14 protein-coding genes are annotated in these 18,318 nt (G+C 64.9%); 11 read left to right on the top strand and 3 right to left on the bottom strand.

Annotated features, from left to right (window positions below):
• The first annotated feature begins 388 nt into the window (after window positions 1–388).
• Window positions 389–550, top strand: coding sequence for a hypothetical protein (locus EFY87_RS20340; RefSeq protein ID WP_158607632.1), 162 nt, complete (start codon window positions 389–391; stop codon window positions 548–550).
• A 254-nt stretch (window positions 551–804) separates the two neighbouring features.
• On the opposite strand, the gene EFY87_RS13025 is transcribed toward EFY87_RS20340, so the two are convergent.
• Window positions 805–2,358, bottom strand: a complete 1,554-nt coding sequence (locus tag EFY87_RS13025) for a hypothetical protein (protein ID WP_148043327.1) — start codon at window positions 2,356–2,358, stop codon at window positions 805–807.
• Window positions 2,359–3,220: 862 nt separating this feature from the next.
• Between EFY87_RS13025 and EFY87_RS13020 the strand changes: the two genes are divergently transcribed.
• The 10 genes from EFY87_RS13020 (at window position 3,221) to EFY87_RS20030 (ending at window position 15,096) form a co-directional block, all read left to right on the top strand.
• Entirely contained in the window at window positions 3,221–3,724 is a 504-nt protein-coding gene (locus EFY87_RS13020; protein WP_123271907.1) for a holo-ACP synthase, read from the top strand.
• 138 nt (window positions 3,725–3,862) lie between these two features.
• Window positions 3,863–4,117 carry an acyl carrier protein gene (locus EFY87_RS13015; protein WP_123271929.1) on the top strand — a complete coding sequence of 85 codons (255 nt, stop codon included), beginning with the start codon at window positions 3,863–3,865 and terminating at the stop codon, window positions 4,115–4,117.
• Between the two features lie 13 nt (window positions 4,118–4,130).
• Window positions 4,131–5,309 carry an acyl-CoA dehydrogenase family protein gene (locus tag EFY87_RS13010; protein ID WP_220093622.1) on the top strand — a complete coding sequence of 393 codons (1,179 nt, stop codon included), beginning with the start codon at window positions 4,131–4,133 and terminating at the stop codon, window positions 5,307–5,309.
• Between the two features lie 21 nt (window positions 5,310–5,330).
• Entirely contained in the window at window positions 5,331–6,248 is a 918-nt protein-coding gene (locus EFY87_RS13005) for an amino acid--[acyl-carrier-protein] ligase (protein ID WP_220093621.1), read from the top strand.
• Window positions 6,245–7,225: a DUF1839 family protein gene (locus EFY87_RS13000; RefSeq protein ID WP_123271905.1), complete on the top strand. Its 981-nt coding sequence runs from the start codon at window positions 6,245–6,247 to the stop codon at window positions 7,223–7,225. The genes EFY87_RS13005 and EFY87_RS13000 overlap by 4 nt, the downstream gene beginning before the upstream one ends.
• On the top strand, window positions 7,222–9,750 hold the full coding sequence (locus tag EFY87_RS12995; RefSeq protein WP_123271904.1) for a glycosyl hydrolase 2 galactose-binding domain-containing protein: 2,529 nt from the start codon (window positions 7,222–7,224) through the stop codon (window positions 9,748–9,750). Before EFY87_RS13000 ends, EFY87_RS12995 begins: the two co-directional genes overlap by 4 nt.
• Entirely contained in the window at window positions 9,729–11,465 is a 1,737-nt protein-coding gene (locus tag EFY87_RS12990; protein WP_123271903.1) for a WecB/TagA/CpsF family glycosyltransferase, read from the top strand. Before EFY87_RS12995 ends, EFY87_RS12990 begins: the two co-directional genes overlap by 22 nt.
• Window positions 11,462–12,292 (top strand): glycosyltransferase family 2 protein, encoded by an 831-nt coding sequence (locus EFY87_RS12985; RefSeq protein ID WP_123271902.1) that lies wholly within the window; start codon window positions 11,462–11,464, stop codon window positions 12,290–12,292. Before EFY87_RS12990 ends, EFY87_RS12985 begins: the two co-directional genes overlap by 4 nt.
• A gap of 23 nt (window positions 12,293–12,315) precedes the next feature.
• The gene (locus EFY87_RS12980) at window positions 12,316–13,665 is read left to right on the top strand and encodes a hypothetical protein (protein ID WP_123271901.1); all 1,350 of its coding nucleotides are present in this window, start codon (window positions 12,316–12,318) and stop codon (window positions 13,663–13,665) included.
• Between the two features lie 462 nt (window positions 13,666–14,127).
• Window positions 14,128–15,096 (top strand): rhamnosyltransferase WsaF family glycosyltransferase, encoded by a 969-nt coding sequence (locus EFY87_RS20030; RefSeq protein WP_148043326.1) that lies wholly within the window; start codon window positions 14,128–14,130, stop codon window positions 15,094–15,096.
• Between the two features lie 12 nt (window positions 15,097–15,108).
• Here EFY87_RS20030 and EFY87_RS12970 read toward each other — a convergent pair whose 3' ends face one another.
• On the bottom strand, window positions 15,109–16,602 hold the full coding sequence (locus EFY87_RS12970) for a lipopolysaccharide biosynthesis protein (protein ID WP_123271899.1): 1,494 nt from the start codon (window positions 16,600–16,602) through the stop codon (window positions 15,109–15,111).
• Between the two features lie 65 nt (window positions 16,603–16,667).
• Window positions 16,668–18,254: an alpha/beta fold hydrolase gene (locus EFY87_RS12965; RefSeq protein WP_148043325.1), complete on the bottom strand. Its 1,587-nt coding sequence runs from the start codon at window positions 18,252–18,254 to the stop codon at window positions 16,668–16,670.
• Window positions 18,255–18,318 lie beyond the last annotated feature (64 nt).

Below are 18,318 nucleotides of genomic sequence, written 5' to 3'. Positions count from 1 at the left end.
GCACCTGCTTCCAGGAACTGTTGCGACCACGTATTCTCATCACCGACAGGGTGCCTTCCCGCTCGGATACCTCGAACTCTCGACAAGCTCGATTCTCCTTGCAGGACAGGCACTCTCGTCACATCACACGCCGACGAGCCCCAACAAACCCGCCGCTACCCGCGGATCTGGGTCAGAAGCGGATCGGAGCCGCACAAGGCGAGGGAGCGACAGGAATTGGGCAGCATCCATGGATGCCTGCCATGAAGAGGGAGAGCAAATGCCACGCCGCCGCAGAGGGAAAGTCCAGCTGATCTGCGTCCGCGACGGGGTTGTCAAATATTGGCCCGCACAATCACTACGGGCATGTCAGGAAATTGTTGCCGAGTGGGCCTATACGGAAATGCGCATGTCGCTCGCAGAGTCATCGCTTCTCGCCATGTCGGTCGTGCCGGGGGTGCACGTGTGGCGAGAGGGCATAGTATGGCTTGTCGGCTGCCCGGGCAGTTCTTCGCTCGCTGCTGAAGCGGAGAAGTGGCGCGACGAGCAACTGCGCCAAACCAGTGACTGACGTGTGACCTGTGCAGCTGCCGCGTGATGCGCCAACGTGGGCGCACGCGGCATTGGCGACGTTCCGGCACTTGCCAACTGCCGTAGCTGTCTCAGACTGACCGAGATCTCCATGCTCCAGCGCGCTCAGCAGGTGTTCATGGCCCATCGGGCCGTCGGCTGCGCATCAGCGGCCGCCGTCCGAACTCCGCGCGCAACGCCCTCTCGCCGGAGGCGCGGACTGTTTCGTCGAGAACGTCGTGACAGGGACGCTCGTCAGCCTGCCACCGTGTGCAGCACATCGGCACCAACCTCCTGCGAAAAGTCCGTGACGGCCGGCCCCATCCGGCGCCACCACTGCGCCGTCCGCTGCAGCTCACTGCCAGCAAGCTCCGCATCGACCGCGAACACTCTCAGTGCCGGGTGGTCGCTCATGCCAGCGGCATAGACGACGTCCCGCGACTGTTCCGGGTTGCCAACCATCGCCACCAGGTCGACCGTCATCGGCACGCCGCCGCAACGGGTCAGCGCGACCAGCAGCGACGCACGGTGCTGCGGCACCGTCGCGAGCATCCCGACGAGATCATGACGTTGCTCCCGGCCCGCCACATAGGTCAGCAGATGAGCAGCAGACTCGCGGACGTAGGGCTCGGCGCTACTGGCCAGCATCCGCACGGCGGCGTTCGCCAGAGCATTCCGATAAGGACTGGCTGCCAGCAACAGCGACGAGTGATGCCGTCGTTCGACGAAGTCCGGCGACAACGCCTCGCGCAGCAACCGGTCCACCATCGGATCGTCCAGACCGGACACGTGCAACGCCGCGGACCGATATGCGCTCAGGCCGGCCGGGCTCTGCACCCGGGCGCCGGAGACCACCGGAGCCGGGTAGCAACCGAGCCGAGCGACCACTTGCTGGGTCAAATCCGCCGAAAGCCGCTGCGCCACCATGAATGCCGGGCGACCGCGGTCGAGGCCCTCGGCAGCTGCATTCAGCACGCCCCGGGAGATCCCGGGGACCCTCTCGATCGGCAGGGTGCCCCGGCAGATCTGGCTGAGCAAACCGTGCGCCGCACCCCACTGCACCTCGCCCGTGGACCGCTCGAAACGATCGATCAGCCAGTCGAGCACAGCCGTGTCCGGGCTGCTCCCCAGCAGGGCGATGACCTTGGTCACGGACTGTGCACCCGGCTCGGCGACCGCCTCCTCGATGATGTCCAGGACAATGCGGCTGATGCCGGGTTCACCCAGCAGAAGACCGAGAGCATGAGCACGCATCGTGTAGGCATCGTTCACCGAGCGCAGGGTCTCGGCGACCAGCTGCCCCAACCAGCTGCGCACGACCGACGGTGGCAGGACCAGTCCGCTCGGCTGACTAAGCACTTCCGCCATCCGGACCCAGTCCGCGCCACGCATCGAGCCCCCTGCGACGCGTGCCTCCCACCCCGCCAACGACTCGACCAGCATGGCGCGCGACATCCCTTCCGGACTGGTCTCCGATGCGAGGCCGGATCCGAACATGCGATCGACTCCGGCGCAGACGCCGAGCAACTGCCCCTCGGGCAGGCCGAGCGCGAGCTCGTAGGCACACACGACCGAGGCAGGCACTGGCTCCGCACCGGTCTCGTAGCGACACAGGGTGCTCGCCCCGATGACGCATCCGTGCGAGACCAGCTTGTGGACGAAGCCCACCGCCGGCCCCGGAGCCATCGCGAGCCGACTGAGCCGCAACAACCAGGCGACTCGGCGACGCGCGTCGACATGCCGTCCACGCAACGGAGTGGCGTCACGCGGTATGGCAACCGGCCTCCCCCGACCTGGCACCCAATTCATCGTTGCCTTCTCCCTACATACGGATGGGTGATTTCACGAAATGTTTCGACGCCCTCTGCCGGGGCGCTGCCGGCGGGCCCGCGGACCAGGACTTCCACCGGTCCGGTCTGCCCCAGCTCGAGCAGCCGCCGGTCGAGCAACTCCTGAGCGAGACGGCGTCCGAAAGGCGCACCCACACCGCGCGCACGCAGCACACCGACCGTGCGTGCTGGCTGCGAGGCCCGAAGGAATCTCCGAGGCAACCCGTCGCTGACTGTTGGCATGCATCCCCGCCTGTCGTCTCCCACGTCCCACGAAAGGATCAGCCTGCGCCCCCCAAGGACTCTGGGCGGACAGGTAGACATCGTCACGTTGCACCAGTGCAACGCCACGGACGCGCTGGCCCGGACCGGAGATAGCTAGGCCCGGGACGCACTCCCGAATCTCGGGAGCCCGATGACGAAAGTAGCCCTTGACTGTTCACAGATCAAGTCTTTAACAAAAATTTACAGTTTCTTGGTGTTGCCCTTGCCTCTCAACCCACCCCAGGCATGCCACGACTGCAGCGCCGTGACCTGGGAGCCGAAGCAGTGATCGGACCCGGGCCTCGACGCGAGTCCGAGCGCGGACACGGGGGCGCGGGTGATTTATTGCAGCACGGGCCAGCATTTGCAATAACTCTTGCGGTCGGCGTGGCCAAGCTCAAAATCCGCGCATCGGCGCGGTTTCCGCCCCGATGCCACCGAGCAGGGCATGCACCGTCAACCAGGACACGCGTGCAGGATGCCCAGCAGTTCCTTGCCAAGGCATTACCTCTGCCTTACCGTTCCTTTACCTTCGGGATACCGGCCGCACCGGTGGAATCACCGTGCAGTGAGCAAAGTTGGAGAGTGCACTCTTGATAGCGGGAACAGTCCCACCACCCGGTTCGTCCGACCTCGACTCGGCGGCCAGCATATTGCGGTTCAGACTGCGAGTCGGCACTGATGTGCAAACCGTCGACGTCATCGAAGCATCCATACTGCGGCACGGTCGACGCTATCTCGACAGGGTCTTCACCGCGCAAGAGGTGCGGGCCTGTGGTGGATACGACGCCGAGCCTCACCTGCTCGCACCCGGTCTTGCCGCACGTTTCAGCGCGAAGGAAGCCCTGCTGAAGGCACTGCGACCGACCACCATCATGCCCGAGTGGCGCGACGTCGAGCTGGTGAGCATGCCGGGCGGATGGCTTGAGTTGAGTCTCAGCGGCGCCGCCAAGGCGGTCGCCGAAGAACACAACCTGACCGATCTCCAGGTGTCCGTCTCCCATGACGGTCCGGTGGCGGTGGCGACGGTTGTCGGGATCGAGCGTCCGTCACCGGAGCGCCTCGAAGGACGGAAGGAGTAGAGCACCACACGGCTGGCTGCCACAGCGCGTGTTTCGCCGGATTCCGACTCGGTGAAGTTGCAGCACACCGCGCGATCCATCTCAACGCACACCGCGCGCAACTCAGCACGAAAATTCGACCTCAGGGAGGACCTGACCATGGAAGAACGGATCAAGACAGTGTTGGCGACGTACGGGCGGCTGCCCGACCCGGTGGAAAGCCTCGGGCGCGGTGACGATCTATACCGAGCGGGCCTGACCTCGCACGCAAGTGTCAACGTCATGCTCGGACTGGAGGACGAGTTCGACATCGAGTTCCCGGACTCGCTGCTGCGCAAGAGCACCTTCGAGTCCATCGGTTCGATCGAGGACGCCGTGCGCTCACTCACCGCTTCGTCACCGTTGTCGGCCTGATCGCAGACCGGCGATGAGCACACTGGAGGCCGTCCTGGCGGACGGTATGACGAACGACATGCCGTCGCAACTCGCGGCGCACATCGCGACGACCGTTGCCGCGCCCGCGGCCGAGTCCGTCGATCAGGATTCCCGTTTCCCGACCGAAGCGATTGCGGCCATCCGCGACGCCGGCATGCTCGGAGCCCTGGTTCCGACCGAGGACGGGGGGCTGGGCTGGGCTATCGAGGAGGTCGCCCGCTCGGTCACCGAGCTGGCCAAGGGATGCTCCTCGGCCGCCATGGTCTATGCGATGCACCAGATCCAGGTGGCCTGCCTGGTCCGGCACGGAACGGGCGGCTCGTTGCGCGAGTTCACCCGCAGGGTCGCCCGGGAAGGTCTGCTGCTGGCGTCTGCCACGACGGAGGCCGGCATCGGTGGCAACGTGCGCAACAGCAGTTGCGCGGTCGAACTGGACGGCGATCGGTTCTGCCTGACCAAGCAGGCGCCGGTGATTTCCTACGGTCAGCACGCCGACGCCGTGCTAGCCACGGCGCGCCGCACACCGAGCAGCCCGCCAAACGATCAGGTACTGGTCCTGTGCCGCGGTGAAAACCTCGATCTGGAGCCTACGTCGGAGTGGGATGCGCTCGGGTTCCGAGGCACGTGCAGTCGCGGGTTTCTCCTGCGGGCCGGTGGCGCCGTCGACGACATACTTCCTACTTCGTATGGCGACATCTCCTCGCAGACGATGCTCCCGGTCTCACACATCCTGTGGTCGTCCCTGTGGTTCGGCATCGCAAGCGCCGCCGCCGACAAAGCGCGACGTTTTGTGCAGGCAGCGGCTCGTAAGAACCCCGAGGTCACCCCGCCGAGCGCCATGCGCCTCGCCGAGCTGACCAACGTGTTGCAGCAGTTCCAGGATCTGGTCCTTGCCGCACAAGAACGCTATACGGAAATGTGGCACGACCACGGACAGACCACCTCGATCAGCTTCGCGATCGCGATGAACTCGCTGAAGGTTTCTGCCTCGACCCTGGTCGTCGATGTCGTGCAACGGGCCATGTTGATCTGCGGGATGGCCGGCTATGCCAACCGCAGCCCGTTCACTCTGGGCCGCTTGCTGCGCGACGCCTACGGCGCACAGCTGATGGTCAACAACGACCGGATCAACACCAACAATGCTCAACTACTGCTTGTTTCCAGGGGATGAATCATGACCATTACCAGCACAATGACAGATGACCGAGTCGCGGCGCAGGAGGAGTTCCGCAACGAGTTGGTCGATGCCCGCATCCTGGTCAGGACATCCGTGGACGGCCTCTACCAGCGGTCTGCGACCTTCGAGTCCATCGTCCGCGGCATCGAGCGGCTGGTCGGGATCGCCGGAAACGGCGGCTACGAGCCGCTGCTGTTCTTCCCGCCGGTGCTGCCCCGCGAGGAGTTCATCCGCAGCGACTACCTGCGGTCGTTCCCGGACCTGACCGGATCGATCGACACCTTCGTGGGCAACGATCGTGATCACGTAAACTTGCTGCGAGCGCTCGAGAATGGCGAGGACTGGACCCGTTTCCTCGCCCCCGCCGAGGTCATGCTCTGCTCGGCGGCCTGCCACCCGCTCTATGCGAGTCTCACCGGTACCTTGCCCGAGGGCGGGCGGCGAGTTGAGTTGCAGGGCTTCTGCTTCCGGCACGAGCCGAGCGTCGACCCTGCCCGCATGCAGATGTTCCGGCAGCACGAGTTCGTCGCTGTCGGCACACCCGGCGAATGCATAGCGCACCGCGACAAGTGGCTGGATACCGCCCTGTCGCTGCTACGCGGGCTGGGACTCCCGGTCCGCAAGGTGGTGGCCAACGACCCGTTCTTCGGCCGCGCCGGACGGATCCTCGCGGCGAACCAGCGCGACACCGCACTGAAGTTCGAGATCGTCTGTCCGATCACGTCCACGGAGTCGCCGACGGCCATCGCCTCCGGCAACTACCACCTGGACCACTTCGGCGGGCCGTTCAACATCCTCGCTTCCGACGGTCACATCGCCCACTCAGCCTGCATCGGCTTCGGCCTAGAACGGATCACTTTGGCATTGCTGAAGACTCACGGGATTGATCCCCGGGCTTGGCCGGACGACGTCCGATCTCAGCTGGGCCAATGACCACCAGGGTGCTGGCGATCGCCGGCGACGACTATCGCGCACATCCGCTGCACTCGACCGGGCGGATCTGGACCGAGACCAACTGCTACGCGGACGTATGGCTGGAAGTGCTGCACAGCCTCGGTCTGGACCCGATGGTCGCGGGCGCGTTTGCGGTGAGCGCGGATTTCGAGGGAGATCAATGGACCTTCTTCAAGTATCCCGAGGCGGACCTGCGGCGTGCCTACGGCATCGACGTGCACGAGATGAATCCGTGGCGTGGGGTACTGCAGCACGTTGTGGAGCAACTCGAGCTCGGCCGGCTGATGACCGTGGAGGCGGACTCCTTCTATCTGCCGGACACGCGCGGCGTCTCCTACCAGCTCGAACACGTCAAGTCGACGATCGTGCCCAACGAGGTAGACGTGAATGGCCGGCGCCTCGGTTACTTCCACAACGCCGGCTACTTCGAGCTCAGTGGTGGCGACTTCGACGGTGTCTTCCGGCTCGGCGATCACGCCGAGCCGGGGGCGCTGCCGCCATACACCGAGATCATCCGGCTGGAGTCGATGCACCGGCTCCCCGATGACGCTGCTCTCGACGTGGCTCGCACGCTGCTCGCCGAACATGTCACTCGGCGCCCTGGCGCCAACCCGGTGATCAGGATGGCGAATCGGATGGCACCCGACGTGGATTGGCTGCGGAACCAGCCGCCGCAGATGTTCCACCTGTGGGCATTTGGCACGGTGCGCCAGTGCGGCGCCTGCGCCGAGCTCGCTGGGGCGTTCCTCATCTGGTTCGCCGACCACAGCAGTAATCCGCTGGCCAAGGAGGCAGCCCAGCACTGGATGAACCTGGCCGAGCACGCCAAGTCGCTGCAGTTCTCCGTCGCGCGCGCGGCCCGCGGACGGCAGATCGACCTGGAGCCGCTCACCGCGCAGATGGCTGCGGAGTGGGACAGTGCGCAGGACCTGACCGGAAAGCTGGTCGGGTCATGACCGCGAACGACGTGCTCGCCGGGGTCACCTGGCAGTGCGCGGCAGCCGTGGTCGGCTCGACCAGCGAGCCGGAGACCGGCTGGGTGGCGGCACCGGTGCCCGGCACGGCGGCCTCGGCACTGCGCGCTGCCGGCGATCCGGGTGCGTCGAGCCGCGACTACGATGCCGAAGACTGGTGGTGGCGTTGCGAATTCGCGGTCGACGCGAGTGGCCGGCACACCCTCGTGCTGAGCGGGGTTGCGACGTCATACGAAGTGTTGCTGGACGGCGCCCCGATCCTCGATGACTGCAACATGTTCGTCTCGCACGAGGTCTCACTCGAGCTGGCCGCGGGCAACCACACGCTCCTCGTCCACTGCCGCTCGCTACAGCAGATCCTCGCCCGGCGTCGGCCACGACCCCGCTGGAAGAGTCCCGACCTGGTGCATCAGAACCTCCGCTGGATCCGCACTTCGCTGCTCGGCCACCAGATCGGTGGTGTGCAATCACCCGCTCCTGTCGGACCGTGGCGGCCGATCTCGCTGCGACCGGCCACCGTTTCGCATATCCGGATACGGCACCTGACCACTGCGTGCGTCCCGGACGGCTCGGGCACGGTGCAGCTGACTGTCGAGCTGCCCGGCGCCGAGCCATCGGCCATCGTGCAGGCCGAGGTCGGTGGCACCTCGGTGACCCTCGACGTCGTCGAGCAGGCAGGCGTGGTCGTAGCGTCCGGGCGGCTTGTGGTGCGGGACATCGCACGCTGGTGGCCGCACACGCACGGCACGCAGCCATTATATGACGTGGTGGTGACCGTCGGCGTCACCCGCGTCCGCGTCGGCCGGGTCGGCTTCCGGACGATCTCGGTGGACCGCACCGACGGCGCATTCACGTTGTCCGTCAACGAGATTCCCATCTTCGCCCGCGGTGTCTGCTGGTCGCCGACGGATCCGATGTCGCTGCAGGAGGACAACCTGCGCGAGCAACTGGAGACGTTGCGCGACGGAAACCACAACATCGTGCGGGTCACCGGCACCGGGGTCTACCCCGACACCGAATTCCTCGACCTGTGCGACGAGCTCGGTCTGCTGGTCTGGCAGGACTGCATGTTCGCGTTCTTCGACGCACCCGACGACGTGGACTTCGACGCGACGCTGCGCGAGGAGCTGGTTCAGCTGCTCCGCGGATTCGGCGGCCGGCCCTGCCTGGCTGTCGTGTGTGGCAGCAGCGACGCGGAGGAACAGGCCGCATACCTCGGCCTGCCTCCGGAGGCGTGGGCGGCTCCGGTCGCGTGCGCACTGATCCCCCGACTGGTCGAGGAGCTCGTGCCCGGCACGCCATACGTGCGCAGTTCGCCGGGCGAGAGCCCGCTGCCGAGCATGGTCAGCTCGGGCCCGTCCCACTACTACGGTGTGGGCGCCTACCTGCAACCGACGACGGATGCCCGACGCGCCGGAGTCCGGTTCGCCTCGGAGTGTCTCTGTATGGCGTGCCCGGCCGAGCCCGAGGACAGCCTCGACGGAGTGATCGCACTGCGACGGCTCGGGCATCATCCCGAGTGGAAAGCGTTGATCCACCGGGATGCTCAGTCCTCCTGGGATCTGGAGGACATCCGCGACTGGTACACCAGGCACCTCTTCGGCCTGGACCCGATCGAACTGCGCCGGACCGACGGGCTGCGCGCCTCGGCGGTGGCCCGCGCGACCGTCGCCACCGTCTTCGACGACGTGCTGTCCGAGTGGCGCCGCCCCTGCTCGCCCTGCGCAGGAGCCATCGTCTTCGAGGGCCATGACGTCGGCTTCGGTGGCGGCATCGGCATCGTCGGCGGCCACGGACGGCCCAAGGCGCCGTGGTACGTCATGCGGCGGCTGATGCAGCCGATCGCGGTGATGATCACCAACGAAGGCGTCAATGGCCTCGGTGTGCACATCGCGAACGATGGTCCGCAGTCCTGGGCCGGACGGGCCCGGGTCGACCTGGTGAGCGAGGGCGAGCGCATCGGCGAGTCCTTGGAGTTTCCGGTGGACGTCCCGGCGCCCGGTGTCACCGTCGACCTGATGACCGCGCTCGGTGGCTTCCGCGACATCAGCTACATCCATCGCTTCGGTCCCCCGGCCTACGACGTGGTGGCCGTCACCCTGGTGGCCGACGACGGCACCGAAGTCTCCCAGGCCAGCTTCCTCGCCGGTCCGCGACTGCGGCCGGCGGATCCGCACCTGGGCCTCGAGGCGATCGCGCGGCAGATCGAGTCGGACAGCTGGGTGCTCGACGTCTCCACCAACCGTTTCGCGCAATGGGTGCAGGTCGAAGTCGACGGGTGGCAGCCGGAGGACAGCTGGTTTCACCTGCTGCCCGGCGCGACCCGGTCCCTGCGCCTACGCCCCCGACCGGACGTCTTGCCCGGTCCACCCCGGGGAGAGATCACGGCGCTCAACGCGATGCACCCGACCAGGGTCGCAGTGGTGCCCTACTCCCCCGCCGCGGTCCCCACACGTGACCAGCACCAGGAAGAAGGCGAACTCGTATGCCGATCGACACACGTATAAGTCTGGGCGGCTGCCCGGTGGATCTGTGCGACGAACAGTCCACGCTGGCGGAAGTGCACCGTTCCCTGTCGGATCCTGCTGAGCCCTGCCTGGCGATTGCCTCGGCAAATCTGGATCACCTCTACCACTTCGGACCGCACGGAGCGTCCCGCGACAAGCTTCCGCAGGACCGCGACCGGTTGCGGTGGCGCACTCTGCTCGACGGGGCACCGCTGGTGCACCGGGTGCGCCGGTCGACCGGCACCGAGTTTCCGCGGCTGACCGGAGCCGACCTCATCGTGCCGATGCTGCGTGTGGCGGAGTCCGTGGGCGCCCGGGTCGGCTTCCTCGGTGGCAGTTCCGACATGCACAAGGCACTCGGCCCACGCCTCAGCAAGCAGTTCCCGGCCTTGCAGGTCGCCGGGATGTGGGCGCCGGAGCGTGCCGAGATCTTCGACGACGCGGCCAACCAGCAGATCATCGACGAGTTGCGGGCTTCGGGGGTCGACGTGCTTGTCGTGGGCCTGGGCAAGCCGCGTCAGGAGCTGTGGATCCAGAAGTATGGCGAGGCGTCCGGCGCGCGCGTCATCGTTGCCTTCGGTGCGGCGGCCGACTTCCTGGCCGGTCAGGTGCCGCGCGCACCACAGTGGGCGCAGGACCACAGCCTGGAATGGGCGTACCGGTTGATGCGCGAACCGCGCCGGCTCGCCAAGCGCTACCTTCTCCAGGGTCCGGTCGCACTGGCAGACCTCGTGCTGACCCCGGTGGAGGCTGCGGACACGCTGCCCGCCCCTCGCGTTGCCCGGGCCCGGGTGCAGCATGTCGCGGTGCTGACCGTGACCTACAACAGCCGTGAAACCATTGACGCGTTCCTGGACTCGGTGCGCGGCCAGCGTTCGGACGACCTGCAGGTGACGATCGTCGTCGCGGACAACGGCTCGACCGACGGGTGTGCCGAATACCTGCGGCTGCAGCCCGACGTAACCCTCGTGAGCGGGCATGGCAACGTCGGATACGCGGGCGGGATCAACCGTGCGCGTGCTCTGGTGCCGGACGACGCGGATGCTGTTGCGATCCTGAACCCCGATCTCACGCTTGCGCCTGGGTGTCTCGATGCGCTGGCCGCCGGGCTGACCGACCCGTTCGTCGGAGTCACCGTCCCGCAGATCCGCGACTCCGACGGCCAGTTGTTCCACTCGTTGCGCCGGGACGCCACTCTCACCACGGCGTTGGGTGACGCGGTCCTCGGCGGGCACCTGCCCAGGCGTCCGCGCGGGCTGTCGGACATCCTGCTCAACGACGCCGACTACGCCGAGCGGCGGGATGTCGACTGGGCCAGTGGCGCTGCCTGGATGATGGCTCGCGACTGTGAGGCGTCGGTCGGGGATTGGCACGAGGACTACTTCATGTATTCCGAGGAAGCACACACCGCACGGCAGGTCCGACGTGCGGGTTACAGCCTCCGTTACCTTCCGCAGGCACAGGTGACGCACGTGGGCGGTGCCAGTGGCCAGTCCACCCAGCTCGAAGCACTGATGTCGATCAACCGCGAGCGTGACTTCGCCAAGGATCACTCCACACTCGCATCCGGTTGCTACCGTGCCGTCAATCTTCTGCACCATGCGCTGCGGTCCTACCAGCCGAGCGAGCGCAAGGTGCTGATGACCTTGGTCTCGCGCGACCAGCGCGCCCGCGTGGTCGATTCCGTGACAGCCGGCACGGGCCGGAGCCAATGACGTCAACCGGCAGCATCATCATCCCGGCGCACGACGAAGAGCGTGTGCTAGGCCGATTGCTCACTCTGCTCACTGCAGGACGCGACGCGACTGCGCTGCACATCGTGGTCGTGGCCAACGGGTGCACGGACAAGACCGCGGACGTCGCTCGTAGTTTCACCGGGGTGCGGGTGATTGAGCTGGCCCAAGGCGGTAAGGCAGGCGCGCTCAACGCGGGTGACCTGATCGCCGACGTCTTCCCGCGACTGTATGTCGATGCCGATGTCGAGCTCGGCACCGATGCCGCGATCGCGACCATCCAGTGTTTGGGGCAACCGGGGGTCCTGGCTGCCCGGCCGCCGTTGCGCTATTCGACCGACCAGTGTGCCCCTGCCGTGCAGCGCTTTTACCGGGCGCGTTCGCGCACGACTTCACTCATGTCCGCCCTGTGGGGCGCCGGGATCTATGGCGTCTCACAGACTGGGCGCACTCGCTGGGAATCCTTCCCGGCCGACCGGGCCGATGACCTGTTCATCGACGAGCTCTTCGATCCGGATGATGTCCGCATCGTGGAGACCGACCCGGTGCTCGTGCACGTTCCACGCACGACGAGTGCTCTCCGGCACACTTTGCAGCGGGTCTATCGGGCCGCCGCCGAGCCTGGCGAGGCCCTGCCAGAATCCCGGAATGGTGCGGCGTCGTCGCTGATCGACCTGGTTCGGGCCAATCGTGAGCCGAGCCAGTGGGCCGACCTGGCGACCTACGTGGCGATCGCCGCGTCCGCTCGCTCGCGTCGACGTCGTGGGAACGGTCCGTTACCGTGGGAGCGCGACGACACCAGCCGCTAACTCCTGAAAGGGCGCCGTTCCCTATGACTTCATCTCGTCGGCGATACTCCTTCATCTTCGGCATCGCATGCGCCGTCACGCTGGCCACCACCGCCGCGGCCGCCACTACGGTCAGCAGCCACAGATCACACGATGCGATCCGACGGGCGGGCGCCCTGACGGCACTACACGGCACAGTCCCCGGGATCAACACGTTGAACCTGCCACGAGTGCCATGGGCCGGTGGCAGCGCCTACTACCGCAAGTTCTCCGCACCGAGGAATTTCGGCTGGACATCTCCGAAGTTCTTCCCGATCGGCATCTGGTGGGATGTTGCCTCCAACTCCACCGAAATCAAGTACGATAAGTCGCTGGGGATCAACACCTACGTCATCACCAATCCGGCGATGTCCTACAAACTCTTCGACAAGAATCACGTGAGTTATATCGGCACCCGGCTCAATGGCCAACCCCGCAATGACCCAGCATGGGTCGGCGACTTCCTGGGCGACGAGATCGACGGAACCTCCAGCAGCCCCGCGCAGGGTGAAGCCAAACTGCAAGCGGCGGTCAATGCACTGCCGGACCACCACAAGATTCGCTACGCCAATTTCACCGGAATGGTGGTCTCATGGCTGAGGGGCAATCCCACCTGGGCGGCTGCAGCCAAAAAATATGTCAACGATTACACTGATGTGGTCTCGATGGACGCCTACTGGTTTTCGACGAAACAGTGTCTGAGCAGAAACCCAGAGGGTGGCGGCTTCATGATCCCGTGGAAGCCCAACCAGTGCCGGACGCCGCAAAACTATGGCCGCAATGTGGCGCAAATGATCAGGCAGGACGCGACTGATCACAAGCGTCAGCCGGTGTGGGGTTTCATTGAGGATGCCGAGGGACAGCCGGGAATCTCGCCGATGACGCCTGCGGAGCAGAAGGCTGCCGTGATCAGTATGCTGATCAACGGCGCCAGCGGCATCATATGGTTCAACAACACGTTTGGCGGCGCTTGCCCGACAAGCGGTGGTGTCGTGCGCACCGTCGAATACGACCCCTCCTACCCGTGCGCCCGAAACATCAAGGCGATGGGCCAGATCAACCGCCTTATCGGGTCACTTGCACCCGTCCTCAATTCGCAGTCCTACAGGTGGACGTTCGGACCTGGACTGGAGACAATGCTGAAGACCTATAATCATTCGGCATATATCTTCGCGATGCCGACGGATGACGGCGCGAAGCCGCTTGGCACCCGCTCCTTCAAGCTTCCCGCACAACTGCGCGGCAGGACAATCACCGTGCTCGGAGAAAACCGCAAGATCATCCCTCTCGCAAATGGGACCTTCACCGACAAATTCTCAGCACTGACGACGTATCACATTTATAAGATTTCATGACCGGCCCGCCCTGAGCGGATATTTTCGATGTCACTTGAATTTCATCGTGCCCGATCGTTCAGGAGCGCGCTCGTCCGGGACCAGCAGGACGGTGCCAGCACGCTGGGCTCACCATGTGCGCACAGTCACATGGATGCGGGACAAGAGTAAGGACCCAGGAAGTTGCAACGGAGCTTTGTCGAAATCGTCGCGCGAACCCGGCAGGCACGGCGCCTATTGGAGAAGGAGGGTCTGTCCGGGCTCGCATGGCGGGGTCGGCGGCGACTGTCGGCAAAGCTCACCCCACTGGGCTCCGTCGGCCTTGAGGTCACCGACGAGTCATTCGCGAGTGCAGCAGAGTGCGCTGCCACTGGCTGGAGATTTCCCGACGCGTTGCCCTGGGACGGGCAAGAGCCTCTCCGCATCGCGTGGGTCTGTTACCCGCCAACGCCGGGCTCTGGCGGTCACACCACGCTCTTCCGGATGGTGCAGGCTGCGATCGACGCGGGCCATGCCTGCACCGTGTATTTGCTCGACCATCACGAAGGTGAGCTATCTCGCCATATCGCGAAAATTCGCCTTGGATGGCCTTCCTTGAAGGTGACGATCCGCGATTTTCGGGACGGCATCGAGGACTCACACGCCATCATTGCCAGTAGCTGGCAGAGCGCCTGGGCAATACTCGGGCAAGGTTCCAGGGGGGTCCGATGCTATTTGGTGCAAGATTTCGAGCCATCTTTCTATCCTGCCGGAAGCGAATACGCGCTTGCTGAGGCGACCTACAGGTTCGGATTCAAAGGGATCACCGCTGGACCGTGGATCGCGTCCATACTACGCAACAACTATGGAATGACTGCAACATCCTTCGACTTCGGTTGCGACCTTGCCCACTACCAGGCTTTTGCACATGCTGCTGACCGCTCAGGGATCTGCTATTACTGTCGGCCGAGCACCCCTAGAAGAATGCACGAACTTTCGATGGCCGCGATCCAACTCTTTCACGCCGAGGAGCCGTCTATTCCGATTCACTTCTACGGAGAATTGGTTCCAGATCCTGGATTTCCCATCATCCAGCATGGAATGCTCGACCCTGCGGGCCTCAATGAACTATACAACTCCTGTGTCGCCGGGCTGGTTCTCTCTGCGACAAACGTCTCGTTGGTCCCGTATGAGATGCTCGCGTCCGGCTGCATCCCCGTGGTGAATGATGCCGACCATAATCGCATGGTGCTGGCCAATGAATTTGTCGAATACGCAGGTCAGACCCCCCATGAATTAGTCATGGCATTAAGGGGATTAGTCGGCCGGAGTGATGATGCTAAGCAGGCAATGATCGGGTCTGCCTCGGCAAGCGTTGCTACGAAGTCCTGGGCTAGCGTGGGACACCAAGTAGTCGACTGCATCGAGAATTTGGTCCGCGAAGCGTCAGTCGATCAAGTCGCTGGTGCGTAGCAGTAAAGTCCGTCACGAGCGGGTGTATCGGTCCCGGATCGTCGAGGCCTGCGCACGCAGCCAGCGCCAGCACACCAGCACATACACCACGACACCGGCCGCGCCACCGACAAACAAAGTCAGCAATGCTCCAGACAGTACGCGTGACACCCCCTCAGCCGCCAGGAATGCGGCGGCGGCACCCACCGTCGGCGCCAGCAGTAGACGGGAGAACCACCCAGCTGAGATACCAGACCTGCGCCGAACAGCAAACAGCAGGGCCGGACCGACGACGAGCAGCGCGACGGTCACGTGCGCGAGTCCCGCTCCCCTGATCCCGCCAAGCTCCACCCCACCGATCATGACCGGGACGAGCGCTCCAAGCCAGACAATCTGGACCCACAGGACACTGGCTGTGTGCCCGAGCGCCACCAGCAAGTCAGTGAGAACCAGCTGGACCACCCGCACTGCGGTCAGGACCGACAAGATGGTCAGCACGGGTGCGGCCGACAACCATCGAGCGCCGTAGACCACGTGAATCAGATCAGGTGACAGGGCAGCGAGAACGGCACAGATCGGGAAGGCCAGGCCGACTGCCGTCGATACCGCTGCTGACACATGCTCTCGGAGCTGGCCAAGATCCTGCTGGGCTCGTGCGAAGGTCGTGACCGTGATGGTTGCGAGGACGGAGGTGAAGATGCCGAGCGGCCAGGCCGCGACCGTGTACGCCAGGTTGTAGTGGCCGAGCGAGTTGGCTCCGAGCACGCGCGCGATCACTATTGAGTCGACATCCCCGATCGCAACGGTCAAGACGCCCGCACCAGCAAGTGGCAATCCGAAGCGAAACAGGCGAGCCGCCTCAGTCCGATTAAAGCCATAGCCGTAGCGCTCGCGATTGACCAGATTCAGCACGATCGCGGACGCAGCCATCCCGAGGCATCGCGACCAGGCGAGTGCCATGGCACCGTCACCGTGGAGAGCCAGTAAGACCAGTGAGCCGGACGAGACGATGAAGTTTGACAGGTCCGACATGAATCGCTGACGCTGCCGGTAGTCTCTGGTTAAGATCTGCGCCGGAACCGACCCTAGCGCCGCGAGCACCAGGGTTAGCGAGAGCACCTGAAGCGCGGGGGTAGCCGACGGTTCGTTCAACAGGCTGGCCAGCGGATGTGCGCACAGCGCCAGAATCCCCGCCATTACCACTGCGAAGCCTAGGTTGATGGTGTTGACAGTCGGTGCGATCAGGCGGGTCCGATGGACCTCGCGGACCAGCGCTTGGGTGACCCCCATATCGCTGAGCGTGAGCATGACACTGTAAATGGTCAGCGCGACCGCAAATACGCCGAACTGGCTCGGAGCCACTATCCGCGCTGCCAGGACACCGGTCAAGAATTGGCTCGCGCGTAGAACGATGGCACTAATCGTGGTCCAGCGAACCCCTTGAGCGACTCCCGAGGTATCGGCGTCGATGACCGCGTCCTCGGGACCAATGACCGGCTCATGCCCGGGCGGGATCGCTGCACTCATGAACAAATTTCTCCGGACGTTGATGCGCCATGCCCCGGTGAAAACCCAGGATCGGCCGATACTGCTTACTCCGGGCCCTGGAGGATCATCCGGATAATCCTGCGGAGGGCCGACTGTCGCCCCGCCTCATTGAACAGGGAATGGTCCAGCCAAGGATCCACGACTACCTCAAGGTCGATTCCGGCGCGCCTCATCCGGCGCTCTGCGCATGCTCCGCGTTGCCCCAGCCACGAGCGCTCGTCTCGCCCGGACAGGAGCACCCGTATGCGAGTGCCGCACGCTCCGACCCGACGAAGCAGCGGCTCGGGTGCGTTCGCCTTGTTCCGGCGAGCGAGCACCAGCCAGACCATATACGGGGCGCGCTCCTTGAGTAGTTGCTTAACCCCACTCGCCTCCAACTCTTTGGGAGTACCCGAATCGGCGACATTCTCCTGGCGCGAAATCCATGCCGGCAGGCTCGTCAGATTGTTGAACCAGACCACCTGATTGACCAGGACGAGCAACGGCGTTCGACGCCGTTGAGCTAGGTGTGCCGCCACCCAGGCGCCGACGCACAATCCGACAAGGCATGGCCCGCGCCCGAAACGCTGCACCAGCCAATCGAATCCCGCCTCGGCGTCATCAATGTGGGAAGCCAAATGTCCCTCTGGTGGTTCCTTGACCGTCACGTACGTGACGGATTCGCCATGGCTGGTCAGGTCCAGGCGTAGAGTCGCGACACCGCTCGGCGCGAGTTGCCGGGCCAACGTCATCCATAATCCGCCAGGACCGTCGTCCGGTTCCAAACCTCCGGGAAAGGTCATCGCGGTGCGCTCGACCGGCACGTTGGACGTGGTGAGGACGCCGTACTTACCGTCGATCTCGACAATCGCCTCGGTCACCGGACGTGAGACCCCGTCGACGTCGAGATGAGCGACCACGGCCTCGTCAACCGGCAAAAAATCGGCAAGCGGATGGCTGACCGCGCGGTCGAGACTGTCCCGAATCAACTCGATCGTTGCCCACGGAGTCTGCGCCAGCGCCGGCGACTGGTCGATGAAGTTCTCCTGCCCGCTGACTTCGATCACCTCGACGTTGGCCGGGCGCATACCGGAGCCCGCGCGGCGGGCACCTGGGCGCACCAACACTTGAGTCCGCACGCTCGTATCGGGATACAGTGGTGCATACCGCAACTCGGCCAGCTCGCCAGCCTCGGCGGCCCCAAAAAGGCGACCCGGAGTCTGAAACCCTCCAGCTGGCGGATCAATGACTTTGAGCGGGTCTGTGCTTTCGGTGGTCAGGCGATACATGGTCGATGCACCCCGCAACCACTGCCTGCCACTGGCAGGCGGGTCCCAGAGGATCTGACGGTCGACGCCGCCGGCGCGGGAGCGTGTCCATGCCTCGGTGACCAATGCGCCGAGCCGCAGTCCGACAATGTCCACGGGTGCGTCCGGCGACAACCCGTGTGCGAAGTCGGCGACGGCGTCGAGAGCCGCGAAAAGCTCCTGGACCAGCTTGCCACCCGGCTCCCGATCTCCACTGCCGGCCTCCCCCGGCCATCCGAAGCGGACGACTGCATGACCTGCGTCGGCGAGGGCGAAGGCCAGGATCTGCAGAGTTCGCGTCGCGACCACGTGTTCTCTCGCCAGGCTATTTGCGATGACCACCACGCTGGTGGCAGTACCGCTCGCAGGCAGATATACATGCGCCAGCAACGGAGTGCTTCCCCCCGTT

It is taken from the genome of Flexivirga caeni (assembly GCF_003724155.1).
Classification (GTDB): domain Bacteria; phylum Actinomycetota; class Actinomycetes; order Actinomycetales; family Dermatophilaceae; genus Flexivirga; species Flexivirga caeni.
The sequence above is the reverse complement of the archived record's forward strand: the minus strand, read 5'-3'. Positions and strand labels throughout refer to the sequence as shown.

What these genes read in the sequence shown, in the direction of transcription:
- EFY87_RS20340 (WP_158607632.1), top strand. Translation starts at nt 389, where the DNA reads ATGTCGCTCGCAGAGTCATCGCTTCTCGCCATGTCGGTCGTGCCGGGG.
- EFY87_RS13025 (WP_148043327.1), bottom strand. Translation starts at nt 2,358, where the DNA reads ATGAATTGGGTGCCAGGTCGGGGGAGGCCGGTTGCCATACCGCGTGAC.
- EFY87_RS13015 (WP_123271929.1), top strand. Translation starts at nt 3,863, where the DNA reads ATGGAAGAACGGATCAAGACAGTGTTGGCGACGTACGGGCGGCTGCCC.
- EFY87_RS13010 (WP_220093622.1), top strand. Translation starts at nt 4,131, where the DNA reads ATGAGCACACTGGAGGCCGTCCTGGCGGACGGTATGACGAACGACATG.
- EFY87_RS13005 (WP_220093621.1), top strand. Translation starts at nt 5,331, where the DNA reads ATGACAGATGACCGAGTCGCGGCGCAGGAGGAGTTCCGCAACGAGTTG.
- EFY87_RS13000 (WP_123271905.1), top strand. Translation starts at nt 6,245, where the DNA reads ATGACCACCAGGGTGCTGGCGATCGCCGGCGACGACTATCGCGCACAT.
- EFY87_RS12995 (WP_123271904.1), top strand. Translation starts at nt 7,222, where the DNA reads ATGACCGCGAACGACGTGCTCGCCGGGGTCACCTGGCAGTGCGCGGCA.
- EFY87_RS12990 (WP_123271903.1), top strand. Translation starts at nt 9,729, where the DNA reads ATGCCGATCGACACACGTATAAGTCTGGGCGGCTGCCCGGTGGATCTG.
- EFY87_RS12985 (WP_123271902.1), top strand. Translation starts at nt 11,462, where the DNA reads ATGACGTCAACCGGCAGCATCATCATCCCGGCGCACGACGAAGAGCGT.
- EFY87_RS12980 (WP_123271901.1), top strand. Translation starts at nt 12,316, where the DNA reads ATGACTTCATCTCGTCGGCGATACTCCTTCATCTTCGGCATCGCATGC.
- EFY87_RS20030 (WP_148043326.1), top strand. Translation starts at nt 14,128, where the DNA reads ATGGTGCAGGCTGCGATCGACGCGGGCCATGCCTGCACCGTGTATTTG.
- EFY87_RS12970 (WP_123271899.1), bottom strand. Translation starts at nt 16,602, where the DNA reads ATGAGTGCAGCGATCCCGCCCGGGCATGAGCCGGTCATTGGTCCCGAG.